This is a genomic window from Boseongicola sp., from assembly GCA_014075275.1.
Taxonomy (GTDB): domain Bacteria; phylum Pseudomonadota; class Alphaproteobacteria; order Rhodobacterales; family Rhodobacteraceae.
Window position 1 is genome coordinate 3,527,925 of the sequence record CP046179.1, and the last position, 12,919, is coordinate 3,540,843.

At 53.9% G+C, this 12,919-nt stretch carries 13 protein-coding genes; 9 read left to right on the top strand and 4 right to left on the bottom strand.

Going from position 1 to position 12,919, the window contains the following annotated elements; genetic code table 11:
- Positions 1 to 4: 4 nt before the first annotated feature.
- The 5 genes from GKR98_17625 to GKR98_17645 are packed head-to-tail and all read left to right on the top strand — an operon-like array spanning position 5 to position 5,302.
- On the top strand, positions 5 to 934 hold the full coding sequence (locus tag GKR98_17625; protein QMU59834.1) for a 3-keto-5-aminohexanoate cleavage protein: 930 nt from the start codon (positions 5 to 7) through the stop codon (positions 932 to 934).
- Positions 935 to 946: 12 nt separating this feature from the next.
- Positions 947 to 2,371 carry an aldehyde dehydrogenase family protein gene (locus tag GKR98_17630; protein ID QMU59835.1) on the top strand — a complete coding sequence of 475 codons (1,425 nt, stop codon included), beginning with the start codon at positions 947 to 949 and terminating at the stop codon, positions 2,369 to 2,371.
- Positions 2,367 to 3,113, top strand: coding sequence for an SDR family oxidoreductase (locus GKR98_17635; GenBank protein QMU60161.1), 747 nt, complete (start codon positions 2,367 to 2,369; stop codon positions 3,111 to 3,113). The genes GKR98_17630 and GKR98_17635 overlap by 5 nt, the downstream gene beginning before the upstream one ends.
- Positions 3,113 to 4,042, top strand: a complete 930-nt coding sequence (locus tag GKR98_17640) for a 3-hydroxyacyl-CoA dehydrogenase (GenBank protein ID QMU59836.1) — start codon at positions 3,113 to 3,115, stop codon at positions 4,040 to 4,042. The genes GKR98_17635 and GKR98_17640 overlap by 1 nt, the downstream gene beginning before the upstream one ends.
- Positions 4,043 to 4,069: 27 nt before the next feature.
- Positions 4,070 to 5,302, top strand: a complete 1,233-nt coding sequence (locus GKR98_17645; GenBank protein ID QMU59837.1) for a pyridine nucleotide-disulfide oxidoreductase — start codon at positions 4,070 to 4,072, stop codon at positions 5,300 to 5,302.
- A gap of 197 nt (positions 5,303 to 5,499) precedes the next feature.
- On the opposite strand, the gene GKR98_17650 is transcribed toward GKR98_17645, so the two are convergent.
- Positions 5,500 to 5,715 carry a hypothetical protein gene (locus tag GKR98_17650; protein ID QMU59838.1) on the bottom strand — a complete coding sequence of 72 codons (216 nt, stop codon included), beginning with the start codon at positions 5,713 to 5,715 and terminating at the stop codon, positions 5,500 to 5,502.
- 172 nt (positions 5,716 to 5,887) lie between these two features.
- Between GKR98_17650 and GKR98_17655 the strand changes: the two genes are divergently transcribed.
- A complete protein-coding gene (locus GKR98_17655; protein ID QMU59839.1) occupies positions 5,888 to 6,622 on the top strand; it encodes a hypothetical protein in 735 nt (244 codons plus the stop codon).
- Positions 6,623 to 6,643: 21 nt separating this feature from the next.
- Here the strand turns inward: GKR98_17655 and GKR98_17660 are convergent, their stop codons facing one another.
- Both GKR98_17660 and GKR98_17665 read right to left on the bottom strand, forming a co-directional pair.
- Positions 6,644 to 7,048, bottom strand: coding sequence for a hypothetical protein (locus tag GKR98_17660; protein QMU59840.1), 405 nt, complete (start codon positions 7,046 to 7,048; stop codon positions 6,644 to 6,646).
- A gap of 67 nt (positions 7,049 to 7,115) precedes the next feature.
- Positions 7,116 to 8,036, bottom strand: a complete 921-nt coding sequence (locus GKR98_17665; protein ID QMU59841.1) for an ArgP/LysG family DNA-binding transcriptional regulator — start codon at positions 8,034 to 8,036, stop codon at positions 7,116 to 7,118.
- Positions 8,037 to 8,225: 189 nt separating this feature from the next.
- Between GKR98_17665 and GKR98_17670 the strand changes: the two genes are divergently transcribed.
- On the top strand, positions 8,226 to 9,185 hold the full coding sequence (locus GKR98_17670) for a hypothetical protein (GenBank protein ID QMU59842.1): 960 nt from the start codon (positions 8,226 to 8,228) through the stop codon (positions 9,183 to 9,185).
- A gap of 84 nt (positions 9,186 to 9,269) precedes the next feature.
- On the opposite strand, the gene GKR98_17675 is transcribed toward GKR98_17670, so the two are convergent.
- On the bottom strand, positions 9,270 to 10,031 hold the full coding sequence (locus GKR98_17675) for a copper chaperone PCu(A)C (protein ID QMU59843.1): 762 nt from the start codon (positions 10,029 to 10,031) through the stop codon (positions 9,270 to 9,272).
- Positions 10,032 to 10,104: 73 nt separating this feature from the next.
- Between GKR98_17675 and GKR98_17680 the strand changes: the two genes are divergently transcribed.
- Together GKR98_17680 and GKR98_17685 are read left to right on the top strand one after the other, a co-directional pair.
- A complete protein-coding gene (locus GKR98_17680; GenBank protein ID QMU59844.1) occupies positions 10,105 to 11,481 on the top strand; it encodes a hypothetical protein in 1,377 nt (458 codons plus the stop codon).
- A 119-nt stretch (positions 11,482 to 11,600) separates the two neighbouring features.
- Positions 11,601 to 12,881 (top strand): ABC transporter substrate-binding protein, encoded by a 1,281-nt coding sequence (locus tag GKR98_17685; GenBank protein QMU59845.1) that lies wholly within the window; start codon positions 11,601 to 11,603, stop codon positions 12,879 to 12,881.
- Positions 12,882 to 12,919 lie beyond the last annotated feature (38 nt).

Genomic DNA, 12,919 nt, shown 5'->3' on the forward strand with positions numbered 1-12,919 from the left:
GAACTTGGCAAAACCAGTCATCATTACATGTGCTCCGACGGGCGGCATTCACACGCCAACAATGTCAGAGCATTTGCCGATCACCCCCACTGAAATCGCAAAAGCAAGCATCGATGCGGCCGAAGCCGGGGCCTCGATTATTCACCTGCATGCGCGAAATCCTGAAGATGGACGGCCTGATCCCAATCCTGAACTCTATATGGATTTTCTTCCGCGTATTAAGCAATCCACCGATGCGGTTTTGAATGTTACCACCGGTGGTGGACTGGGCATGACTCGTGAAGAGCGGTTGAAGGCCGCGAAGATAGCCAGCCCCGAAATGGCATCCATGAACATGGGGTCCTTGAACTTCGGCATCTTCCCGATGAAGGACAAATACAGCAACTGGAAACATGAATGGGAACCTGAGTTCCTTGACATGACGCGGGATTTTATCTTCCGCAACACCTTTGCAGATATTGAGTATTCGCTAATAGAGTTGGGTGAAGGTCACGGCACGCGGTTTGAGTTTGAGTGCTATGATCTGGGCCACCTTTATAACCTTGCCTGGATCATTGATCAGGGCTGGGTCAAAGGACCAATATTCGTGCAGATGGTGTTTGGCATCTTGGGTGGCGTCGGGGCTGATCTCGATAACCTGATGCACATGCACACCATTGCGAACAAGCTCTTCGGGGACGACTACGAATGGTCGGTTCTGGCTGCCGGTCGGCATCAGATGCCGTTCACCACGCAATCAGCCTTGTTGGGGGGCAATGTGCGCGTCGGCATGGAAGACAGCCTTTACATCGGCCCCGGCCAAAAAGCGACATCGAGCGCGGAGCAGGTCCGGAAAATCCGCTCAATTATCGAAAACTTGGGCCTTGAGATTGCAACACCTACCCAAGCGCGCGAGCGTCTGGGTCTGAAGGGTGGCGATCAAACTGCATTCTGATCGGGGAAAACTATGACTGTCCAGACAAAACAACTGATAAACGGAGAGCTTGTTGCGGGCGAGGGCGCAGATATTTCTGTACTTGATCCCGCCAACGGCGCGGAAATTTGTGCCATTCCTGCGGCGTCGCAGGATCAGGTTGATGCTGCTATGGCAGCGTCGCATGAGGCGTTTCAATCTTATTCGCAAACCACGCCTGCTGAACGATCAGAACTTCTAAACAATATTGCGACGGTTCTTCAGGATAATGCAGAAGAGTTGGCAGGCCTTGAAAGTCAGGACGTTGGTAAGCCTTGGCCATCCGCCTTGGATGACGAAACACCGCTGACAATCGATACGTTCCGCTTTTTTGCCGGTGCGGCGCGCACGATGACGGGCGTGGCTGCGGGCGAATACGTGCAAGGTCACACCAGTATGATCCGCCGCGATCCAATTGGACCCGTGGCCGCGATTGCGCCGTGGAATTACCCCTTGATGATGGCCGCGTGGAAGTTGGCAGCTCCTTTGGCCGCAGGCTGTTCGGTTACGTTGAAGCCGTCGCAGGTGACGCCTCTTTCAACATTGCGAGCGGCTGAGTTGATCAATAGCATTGCGCCCAAAGGTGTCGTCAACGTCCTGCATGGCGCGGGCAGTGCGGTCGGTGATCAGATGATCAATGATGCGCGCACCGAAGCGATCACAATCACTGGGTCTAACCGCACCGGCAGCGAGGCGATGAAAGCCGCATCCAAACAAATTCGCCACGTCCACCTCGAACTGGGGGGCAAGGCGCCGGTCATTGTCTTTGAAGATGCGGACATCGATGCGGTGGCTGAAACCGTTCGGTATGGATCATTTTTCAACGCCGGTCAGGATTGTGCGCAGCCGTGTCGGATCATGGTGGCCGACGCTGTCTACGATAAGGTTGTTGCAGCGATTGCTGATCAGGTTGGGCAGATCAAAGTCGGTGCGCAAAGAGCAGAGGGTACAGAAATGGGTCCGATTGTTTCTGCCTCTCAGCGGAACACAGTCGCTGGATTTGTGGACCGTGCACGAGATAGTTGCGAGGTCGTCGTCGGCGGTCAAATGATCGACGGCCCGGGCTTCTTTTACCAGCCAACAGTTCTGGCAAATGTTGACAACACGGCTGAGGCCGCATGCACAGAAATCTTTGGCCCTGTCGTGACTATTTCGCGGTTCTCCGACGAAGAGGAAGCCCTGAAGATTGCCAATGGCGGGCCATTTGGATTGGCATCATCGGTTTGGACAAACGACACAGGCCGCGCAATGCGCATGTCATCCAGACTTCGCTATGGATTCACCTGGGTGAATACGCACGGTGTCGCAACGCCGGAAATGCCTTGGGCAGCGATGAAAAGTTCCGGCACTGGTTGTGATATGTCGATTTATGCGCTGGATGCCTACACAGCGGTTCGCCACGTAATGATTGCGCATTGAGTTCCACGATGAAAAAACAGCGATTGTCACCGGCGGTGGCCGGGGAATTGGGCAGGCGATTGTCAGTCGGCTATTGCGTGACGGTATGAATGTGGTGACCTGCGGTCGCGGCGAAGCGCCGGCAGACCTTCCGGAAGGGGCGGTCTGGGTGCAGGCTGATGTTGCCACCAAGGTTGGAGTGGACGCCATCATGCACGCGGCAGGGCAAGTTCATGTCCTGGTCAATAATGCAGGGGTTCAGGTTGAGAAATCGGTCACTGACAGCAGTGACGAAGATTATGATCTTGTGATGGATGTCAATTGTCGCGGCGTCTTCAACATGTGCCGCGCTGTGCTGCCTCAAATGTCTGAAACTGGAGGGTCGATTGTTAACATCGGTTCTATTTCCGGCATGGTGGCTGACCCCTCGATGGCGCTTTATAACGCGTCCAAGGCATTTGTGCATGGATTGACGCGATCTATCGCGGTGGATCACGGACCCAAGGTTCGATGCAACGCGGTGCGACCCGGTTGGATCATGACCGCAATGGCAGAGGATGGATTTGCACTGGCAAATGATCCCAAGGCCGCTATGGCAGACGCCCTTGCTCGCCATCCGGTCGGCCGGTTTGGAGAACCTGACGACGTTGCGAACTTGGTGTCGTGGCTCGCCTCGGATGAATCGCGTTACGTGACTGGTGAATGCATCACAGCCGACGGCGGTATGACCGCCGCATCGCCCCTAAACCCCGGATTATTCTGATGACTGAGTTCTCACATACCGCCGCGCTGGGCGCGGGCGTGATTGGCGCAAGCTGGACGGCGCTTTTTCTTGCATCTGGACGCTCGGTCGCCGTGTTTGACCCATCTCCGTCGGCGGAAAAGCTGGTGCGAGATTACGTAGAGAACGCATGGGACGCGATGACGCAATTGGGGCTCACCGACGGGGGCAGCCCTGACAACCTAACTTTCCACGCCTCAGCCGCTGAAGCAGTTGAGGGTGCCACGTTCATTCAGGAAAGCGTGCCGGAACGACTGCCGATCAAACACGCGCTCTATGCTGAGATCGAACCGGCGATGGCTCCTAGTGCCATAATTGCAAGTTCCGCGTCGGGGCTCACACTTGGCCAGATGCAGGAAGGCTGGACCGACCCGTCGAGGTTAGTTCTAGGGCATCCTTTTAACCCGCCCCATTTAATCCCGCTCGTCGAAGTCATGGGCAACGCTAAAACCGCCGAAGGCGTACCAGAAGCTGCCGAGCGGTTCTACGAGGCCGTGGGCAAGGTCACGATCCGCGTGCGTCGAGAGGTGAGTGGCCACGTTGCTAACCGCTTGCAAGCTGCGGTCTGGCGTGAGGCGATTAACCTTGTGCAAACCGGCGTTGCCAGCATGGGTGATGTGGATAAGGCCATGTGGGCGGGGCCGGGCCTGCGTTGGGCAGCGATGGGCCCGACGATGTTGTTCAATCTAGGCGCCGGGCCAGGAGGTCTGCAGTCCTTCTGCGACCATTTCACTGACACGTTAAACGGCTGGTGGGATGATCTAGGGCAGGTCTATCTTGATCCCGATGTCACCGCCCAATTGGTGAAAGGCGTCAATGAAGAGGCTGGTGAATTGAACCAAAAAGAACTCGCTGCAAAGCGCGATGCGCTCATCACCGCAATGCAGATTGCAGCTGCAAAACTTCGGTAAATTTTTGGGCTAACCAGGAGATTGATAATGACCGACACTGACGCGGATCAGAATGTCATCGTTATTGGCGCAGGTCAGGCTGGTCTAGCCGCAGCGGCGAAACTCCGCGTGCTTGGGCATCGTGGCAAGCTCACCATGATAGGGGCTGAGCCGTATCACCCTTACCAGCGCCCACCCCTCTCTAAGGCCTATTTACTAGGCGACATGACGCGCGAACGGTTGTTTCTGCGGCCACCGGCTTTCTACGACGAAAACCACATCGACATGCGGCTTGGCACTCATGTGACGCGCATTGATCGGGATGCAAAAAGTGTCACGCTCTCGGATGGCGGGCAGATGACATACGACAAGTTAATCCTAACAACGGGCGCAGAACCCGTTCGTCTGCCGGATGCTATTGTTTCTGACCTTGGTGGCGTTTTCTACATGCGTGATCTCAAAGACGCCGATGCAATTGCGGAAGTGATGACGCCCGGCCGTCGAGTCTTGGTGGTGGGTGGTGGTTACATCGGGCTTGAGGGTGCTGCCGTCGCCTGCAAATTGGGAATGCATGTTACTTTGGTTGAGGCCGGAGCGCGCATTCTGAACCGTGTCGCCGCCTCTGAAACAGCAAATTTCTTTCGCTCGCTGCATCGGGCAAATAGGGTCGATCTGCGCGAGAACATTGGTCTTGTCGCCTTGCATGGAAACAAGGGCCAAGTTCAACAAGCCAAGTTGTCAGACGGAACAATCATCGCTTGCGATTTAGTCTTAGTCGGGATCGGCGTGCGGCCTCGTCAAAACGTTGCCGAAGAGGCCGGCTTGGTGCTCGACAACGGGATTAAGACGAACTGCTATGGTCAAACTTCAGATGACAGCATTTATGCAGCGGGTGATTGTGCGTCCTTTCCGTGGATGGGTCGTCGCATCCGGCTGGAAAGCGTGGGCAACGCGATAGATCAGGCTGAAATCGTTGCTGCGAACGTCCTGGGACAGGGTTTAAACTATGTTGCTGCGCCTTGGTTTTGGTCCGATCAGTATGATGTGAAACTCCAGATCGCCGGCTTGTCGACAGGGTATGATAACGTCATCATCCGCCGCACAGATGCCAATTCCGTGTCGCATTGGTATTTTGCCGATCAGAGGTTGATTGCGATTGATGCCTTGAACGACCCGCGCAGCTATATGGTCGCAAAGCGCCTGATCGAAGCAGGGAAAACGCCCGATCCAGCGCTAGTCAAAGATCCCAAGAGCGATCTAAAGGCCCTGCTGAAGTCTTAGCCACACTGCGCGAGAACCCCTTATTTGATGGCAATCATGATCCCTTTGACAGAGTATTGTCACATTTTATTGTGGACGACGAAGTCATCAAAGCGCCCGTCCGTCGTGTCAATATCTAATCCGATTGAACGTTCGCTATGTGCCGCACCATTGATCACTACTGGCCGCTAGCGTTGATCCCACTGGGCAGACCGGCCTTAAAGATTTGTGCCATAGCGAGACAGGCTATGCGAGAACACAAAAAATAGGATACCAATGAATATATTGACTTCTTCGGTTGCGATCCCCCGTTCGGCGGTCCCAAATGCTGCGGCGTCAGAGGCCAAAACTTCATAAAAACCGATTATGACGATTTGATTGATTGTCGATGGCAGAGTTGCCTTGAAAACTTGCGGCAGAATAATGCGACTCATCTGTTGGAAGAAGTTCGATCCAAGCCCTTAGCGGCTTCGTCTTGTCCTACAGGAGGGCTCATCCTCCAACAATTTTTCAGGTGGTTTTTCGGCCGATTGGGCGGGATGTCTGTTGGCTAGTTTGCCTGTTGCTGTCAATTAGAGACTATTAGGGGCAGTTGGAGATTACGTCATGGGCGACGCATTGGAGTTTGCAATTGACACGCGCGTGGTTGAGGCGTTTCCAGAAGTCCAGGTGCTTGCGATACGGGCGCGGATTGAGGATCAGAGTGCGCTGATTACCGGACTGCAAAGTATAGGACCGCGCATCGAAGCGTCGGTGAGTGAATTGGCGGCGATTGAACCGCTTTCTTCTTTACCGAATATCGCGAGATGGCGGATGGCCTATGGGCAGCTGGGTGTGAAGCCCTCGAAGTTTCTGTCGAGTATTGAGGCCCTGTTGAAGCGAGCGAAGAAGGGCCAGATGGCGGACATAGGCATTCCTGTGGTTGATCTGTACAATGCCGTTTCGGTTCTGCATCGGGTTCCGATGGGTGCTTACGATGCTGACCGCCTAAGTCCTGTGCCTTTGATCATGCGACTGGCGAACCCGGAAGAGGATGCGTTTACGCCGCTTGGTGGCCGTTCGGATGACTTTCCGCTCAATCCGAAGTTGGTGGTTTATGCGCAAAACGACGAAGTATTGTGCTGGGGTTTCAACACGAGGGACAGTGCAAAATCTGCCGTAACCGAGGCGTCGCGGGATGTTTTATTCTTTTCTGAAACGTCTGTTTCTGATGGGCGGGATGATGCCGTTCAGGCTTTGGAACACCTGTCAGAGATTATTGCGGCGCATGGAGGTCAGGTGTCCAAGGTCGCGATATTCGATGCGGTTCATTCGTCTGGATTGATAGCCGCCCTGGATTGAACATCGATTTGCACTGGTCTGTCAAAAATCGTTTGACGCCCATTCGGTTTCATAGCCGTTTGGCAGCTGCGGCGTGATCCATGCCCGAAACTGTTCATTGAAACTTGATAGCAAAGTGAGACGGTCCGGGCGATCGGCAATCCAAGTGAAGACTTTTGCTTTGCCGCGCATATCCGGACGGGGATTGACATAGGCGCAGCCGAGATAGGCACCGGATTTTGCTCGGATAACCCAGGAAAACGCATGTCTTTCTTTGAATTCACGGTCATGACGTGTGAGGTCGACGAGATTTTTCTCTAACGTCAGATCGTCGGGCCAAGTGTTTCCGAAAAGTCCCTGTAGAAGCTGTGCAGAGGCTGTAACGATCGCAAAATCTTCGTAGACCAATTCGGGAATGAGCGGTGTCAACAGGAACGAGTCCAACACCCCTTCGCGGGGAGGGCATTGGTTTTGAAAGTCTGGGTGAGACGTCAATTAGTGTCCTAGGGTCGATTTACTCGGGGCGGTAAGAATCCGGAAGAAGGACTTCCATCGCTTCTTCCAATACGACCTCGCCAAGACGCCGTAATATTTCGCTGGACTGAGTGCTTGCTTGCCAATGCAGTGAGACGTCGACGGCCTTGCCAGGCATCAGTTCGATCAGTTCACCATCGTCTATGAATTTTTGTGCGGCAGTCGCGGGCACCAGCCCCCAGCCGGATCCGTTCAAGCAGCACGCGAAGTAACCTTCGTAAGACGGAACGAAGTGTTCCTTTACTGATACCGTTTCGCCAAAGCAAATGTTCATCCACTGTTCCTGGATGGTGTCCTTGCGGTCGAAAGCCAAGCAAGATGTGCCTTGCAGAGTGCGTGGGGAAACGCCGTCGGCGAAGTGTTCCTCGAAAAATTGGCGATTGGCGACGGCAATGTAGGGCATCGCCCCAAGCGAAATGCGACGGCATCCCTGAGTGGGTTGATCATTGGATGTAATAATCGCCAGCGAGTCACCAGATTTCAGGCTGCCTTCGGTATGCTCTTGATCGTCAGGAACGACATCGAACAGCATATTAAGGTCTTCAGCGGCGCGCTTGATGACGGCTGGAAACCAGGTTGCCAGGCTGTCGTTGTTCACAGAAACGCGGACGGTTGCTGCGGATTGATCTGGTCCGTCGACAAGATTTCCGACCCGCTGATTCAATTCGTGTTGAAGTAGGGTGACCTGTTCCAGGTGGCGGCAAAGCTGGAGCCCAATTTTGGTCGGGACGCATGGACGGCCGCGAATAATTAGGAGTGATCCTACCTTTTCTTCGAGCGCTTTGATGCGCTGACTTACGGCGGACTGGGTGATCGCAAGAGACTTTGCAGCCGATTCGAATCCTCCTTCGCGCACAACCGCTGCCAGAGCTGTTAGGGAATCGTAGTCAAAACGCAACATGTTTGCTCAATTTCCATTAGGAAAACTTATTGATTGCAGGTCGGCTTATGCATGTTTTGTTAACTTTTGTAAAGGAACCGGTCGGATCCGCATTAGCCATACTGTTTCAAAATTGGAAACAACAAAAGCGCTTGAAATAATACAGTAAATGTCCTGTGGTTAGCGCTGGGACAAGCGACACGCTGATCAATGGGGGGCCAGATGTCGGGGCAAAAAGTACGTGAAAATTTCATGCGACGGTTCATGGGGCTGCAAAAGTATTCCCGTGCCATGGCATGGCTGGTGGTTGGTGGATATGTCGCGCAAGCGGTGGCCGGCATCGCTGTAGGGGACTATCTGCTGTCGCTAGGGTTGTCGTGGGCGACGGTTCTTTTGATGGTAGCCACGTCGTTCTTCATTGGCACGAGATTGCGTGGGTTGAACAACATCGTGCATGAGTGCACTCATTCATCTTTCTCAGACTACAGGCCGGATAATGTGACGTTGGGCCGGTTATGTTCCGCCCTGCTGACGGGGTGTTTCAAGACATATAAGGAAGATCACCTGTCGCATCATTCGCATCTTGGCGATTATGAACATGACAATGAGATGGCAGTGATCGAGAAGTTCGGTCTGCACGAGCCTTTGTCGCCGCGAACGGTTCTTCGCCATTTCATCACACCATTGCTGGGCCGACATCTGCCCATGTATTCTGGAGTGAACTTGTCCCGAGATGATGGTGCTTTCTTCTTTGGCTTTAAGATTGCAATTCTGGTGGCATTCGTTGCTTTCACAATCGTTAATCCGTGGACGTCGGTTTTCTTTCTGCTTGTTCCGGTCTTTTACATCTTCCCGACGCTGAACTTTTGGACGGATTGTCTGGATCACGCGGGACTGGTTGGGGAAACGGACGAGTTGAGGGCGTCCCGCAATATTTTGGCCCCGGCAGCAGTGCGGTATCTCTTTTTCCCACTGAACGATTGTTATCATCTGGTGCATCACCTTTTCCCCCAGATACCTGCGCGGCATTTGGATAAAGCACATGCGGAGCTATGCACTGATCCGGATTATGGAAGCGAGCCTTTGGCCAGTAGCCCAACGCGGATAGGACTTGGCGGTCTGTTGGCAGTGCGCAAGGTGAGCGCTGCACCGGTGGAAGCGCAGAACTGACGGCATTAATTTAAGAGTGACCTTGTTATAAAGGCGCGCATGGGCAAATCCCGAGCGCGCCTTTTTCGTGTCGATACGTGTGGTTTAAGGGATGGTGAAGGTAACGGCGTCGCTGATTGGCGTGTCGCCGTCCATGTAAGGCATGTGGTTGTTTGCGTTAAGGCTTACGCGCAATGTGTATGTGCCTTTGGGCAATGCTCCGATGGCGTAGGTTTCGTCGTACAAGCGACCAAGTTTTAGACCGTTCAAATAGACGTGGGCGTGACCCTGACCGGTAAAGTGCGGCGTGCCATCAGGGGTTTCGATCAAGGACAGTCCTTGGATGTCTACCGTCAGATCGAAGCCTTCGCCGCCGATATTGTTCGGCAATGTGAGCCCAACGCTTGGAGCCGGAGTTTCGCTGATGCCTTTGCCGGAACTATGTTGCATCCCTTGCATTCCGGCGTGGATGATCCGGGTCGAGATGTCGCCCTTGCCATCAAAGCTGAGCGTGAGAGGAAGAAAACCACCTTCGCTGAAGTCTTCGCTGGGCGTGCGGAGCATGATGTGTGCGCCGTCCATGGCCAACACGCCCGAGCCATCGGCTGGGATTACAAGAGGGTCGCCCATATGACCGGGGTTCATAATGGATACGGCCTCGGCAGAGGGGGAAGTTACTGATGTGAGTGTTGTTGCAGTGCCTTCGTTTTCAAGTGTCATTGCGACCATGAACAAGCCTGGCTGGCCATGAACCGGCGTAGCTTTGCCATTTAATGCCAAGACCGTTCCTTGGTCGCGCGGAACCAACCAGAAGACGATCCCGGCAACGGCAACTACCCCAATGAGTTTTATGATGGTCTTCATCATGAATTGCCCTGCCACAAAAAGTCGTGTGTAGTCTAACGAAATGACATGTTCGGCAAAGTCCTTAATTTTCGCAATGGCGCTTTGGGTTTTACCGGCGAGCCCACTTTATGCGCATGCATCGGAGCAGGCGTTTGTTCTGCTGTTGCCCCTCGGGTTTTACGCCGCGGGGGGAACTCTGGCGGTTATGCTTTCCATAGTGTTGGTCACCCTTGTGCAACCGCATCAATTGGCGAAGCTGTTTCAGAGCAGTGGGAAAGGCAGTGTGCCTGATCTGACGTGGCTGGTGGTGGTCAGTTCAGCGTTGGCGACGATCACTGTTTGGGTGCTGCTTTGGATTGGGTTTTACGGGCCGAATGATCCGCAAAGCAATCTGTTGCCCCTGACAATCTGGACCGTCTGGTGGGTTGGAGTGTTCGTAATTCAGGGCCTGATATTTGACATCTGGAGGTGGCTAAACCCGTGGTGGGGTGCGCACTGGCTAATGTTTGGCGAAGGCCAGCCGCTGTTGCAGTTGCCTAAATGGCTGTTGGCCTGGCCAGCAGTCGCAATGTTCCTGGCGTTTCAAATCTATGTCCTGGCCGATATTGCGCCAAGTGACCCGGACCGATTGGCAGGCGTAATCCTTGCGTATTGGCTGTTCAACTTTGCTGGAATGGCAGTCTTTGGTCGGGATGAGTGGCTGCGTCAGGTTGAGTGTTTCACGGTCTTATTCTCGCTAATCGGAAGCCTAAGAGCGGGTCAGATGTGGCAGCGCTGGCGGATCGGCTTCCCAGGATGGGCAAGTTCAGAGCTTGCGCCCTTGGATCTGAGCCGGGCTACTTTTTGTTTGATGATTCTGGCGTCGGGCAGTTTTGACGGATTGCAGGAGACCTTCTGGTGGCTTGGCGTTCTGGGCATTAACCCCTTGGAGTTTCCAGGGCGTTCTGCGGTTGTTGGTGCGTCTGCTTTGGGGCTGTTGGCTGCGAACGCGAGTTTGATTGCGGTTTTTGCCGGGGCGGTTTGGGTCGGGCTGTTTGCGTTGAATGCGGCGGGCGGCGGCAGGCCAGTTGGATTTCAAGAGGCGTTTACCTCGTTGGCAATTACGATACTGCCAATTGCGCTTGGGTATCACGTTGCACATTATCTGGTAAGTTTTCTTGTTCAAATACAGTATGTTATGTCGACACTTTCAGATCCGTTGGCCAAAGGTTGGAACCTATTCGGCCTGGGTACGCTGCGCGTGATGACGGGATTTCTGAACACTCCGGGAACGGTGAAAATGATCTGGCTGACGCAGGCAGGTGCGGTTGTAATCTCGCATATTTTGGCGGTTTTGATGAGCCACAATATCGCCGCTCGCTTTTGCAGTGGACGTCGGAACCTGATCCTTGTTCAAGTCGGTTTGAGTGTTCTGATGATCGCTTATACTGTGTTCGGGCTATGGCTTTTGGCCAGTCCGCGAGGGGCGTGAAGGCGAGAAAGTTGTAGACATTTCATTTGCACACACACAAAATCGACGCAGAACAACAGACAAGAATACGTGAAAATCTCAGGGAGGGCCGAAACGTGTCCAACAAGAAATCCAAAACAATGAACGTCAGTCGTCGATCTGCGGTGCTTGGAATTGGTGCCGGTGTTGGGGCAGTTTCTGCGGCGGGCATTTTGCCGGGAAGCCTTGGGTTTGCGCAGGCGCAAAGCTCTGCGCCGATCAAAATCGGTTTTCAGAAACATGCGACCGGTATCGGCGCTGCTTACGGACGCTGGTATGATGCGACCACGACGGCAGCGGCTAAGCGTATCAACGACATGGGTGGGATCAACGGACGCCCCGTTGAGATCATCACCGAGGACGACGGCGCAGACCCGAAACGTGGGGCCGAAGTTCTGGAAAAGTTTGCAACCCAGCACGAATGTGATGTGGCCTTTGGCACCTTGTTCAGCCACGTCGTAATCGGGTCGGCGCCGCGGGCGGGCGAACTGAAACTGCCTTATTTCGTTGTATCCGAAGGCCATCACGTGGCCAGCGGTATGCTGAACCGGTACACGCTTCAGCCAGGTATTACGGATGTGAAGAGCCAGGTTCAGTCAATGGCACCCTTTGTGGCGGATAATCTGGGTAAGAAAGTCACGATGATTTATCCTGACTTTGCCTTTGGCCATGATCACCGCGATTTCTTTTCTGCGGCGATTGAGGCGCAGGGAGGCGAAGTTGTTGCCAAGATCGCCATTCCGCCGTCTGAGACATCATTCACGCGTTACTTCCCATCGATCCCGCGCGAGACCGAGGTGGTATATCATGTGATGGTGGGTCCAGCGGTTTTGACGTTTGTGAAGGAACTGGGCGAATTCTTTGGGCCGAACAGCCCTGAGATTTTTGGCTTTATCGACAGTTTGGAAGCGGTTGATATCACGAGCCCGGGTTTGGAATTTCTGGAAGGGTCTTATTTCTGGGAAGGCAATCCGCGTCACGCGCAGGCAAATCAGTCATCGTTCGATGCGAACTTCCGTGCAGCGGTTGGTGTTGATGATCGCGGAGCATCGGTAGCTGATAGCAAGGATGTGTCCACCTATGCCCATATGTTTGGGTGCTGGGAAACGCTGAATATCATCAAAGCGGGAATGGAAAGTGCCGATTATCAGGGGCCGGGAGATCGAGCCAAGCTGATTGAAGCGGTTGAGGCGATGACCGATATGCCGCATTCGGATGATCATCCGCAGGGGGCGAAGCGCTTTAACGGCAAAACGCACCAGACGTTCGGCAGTCAATACATTTCGAGAGTGACGGACGGCAAGTTGGTTGTGGCGCATACGGCGTCGATTGAAGACGGTCTTTACGAAGACGAGGTCGACTATACCACCCAGGCGCTCTGATCTGATCCAAAGCTCTGATAAAACAGGCAAAAAGTTGC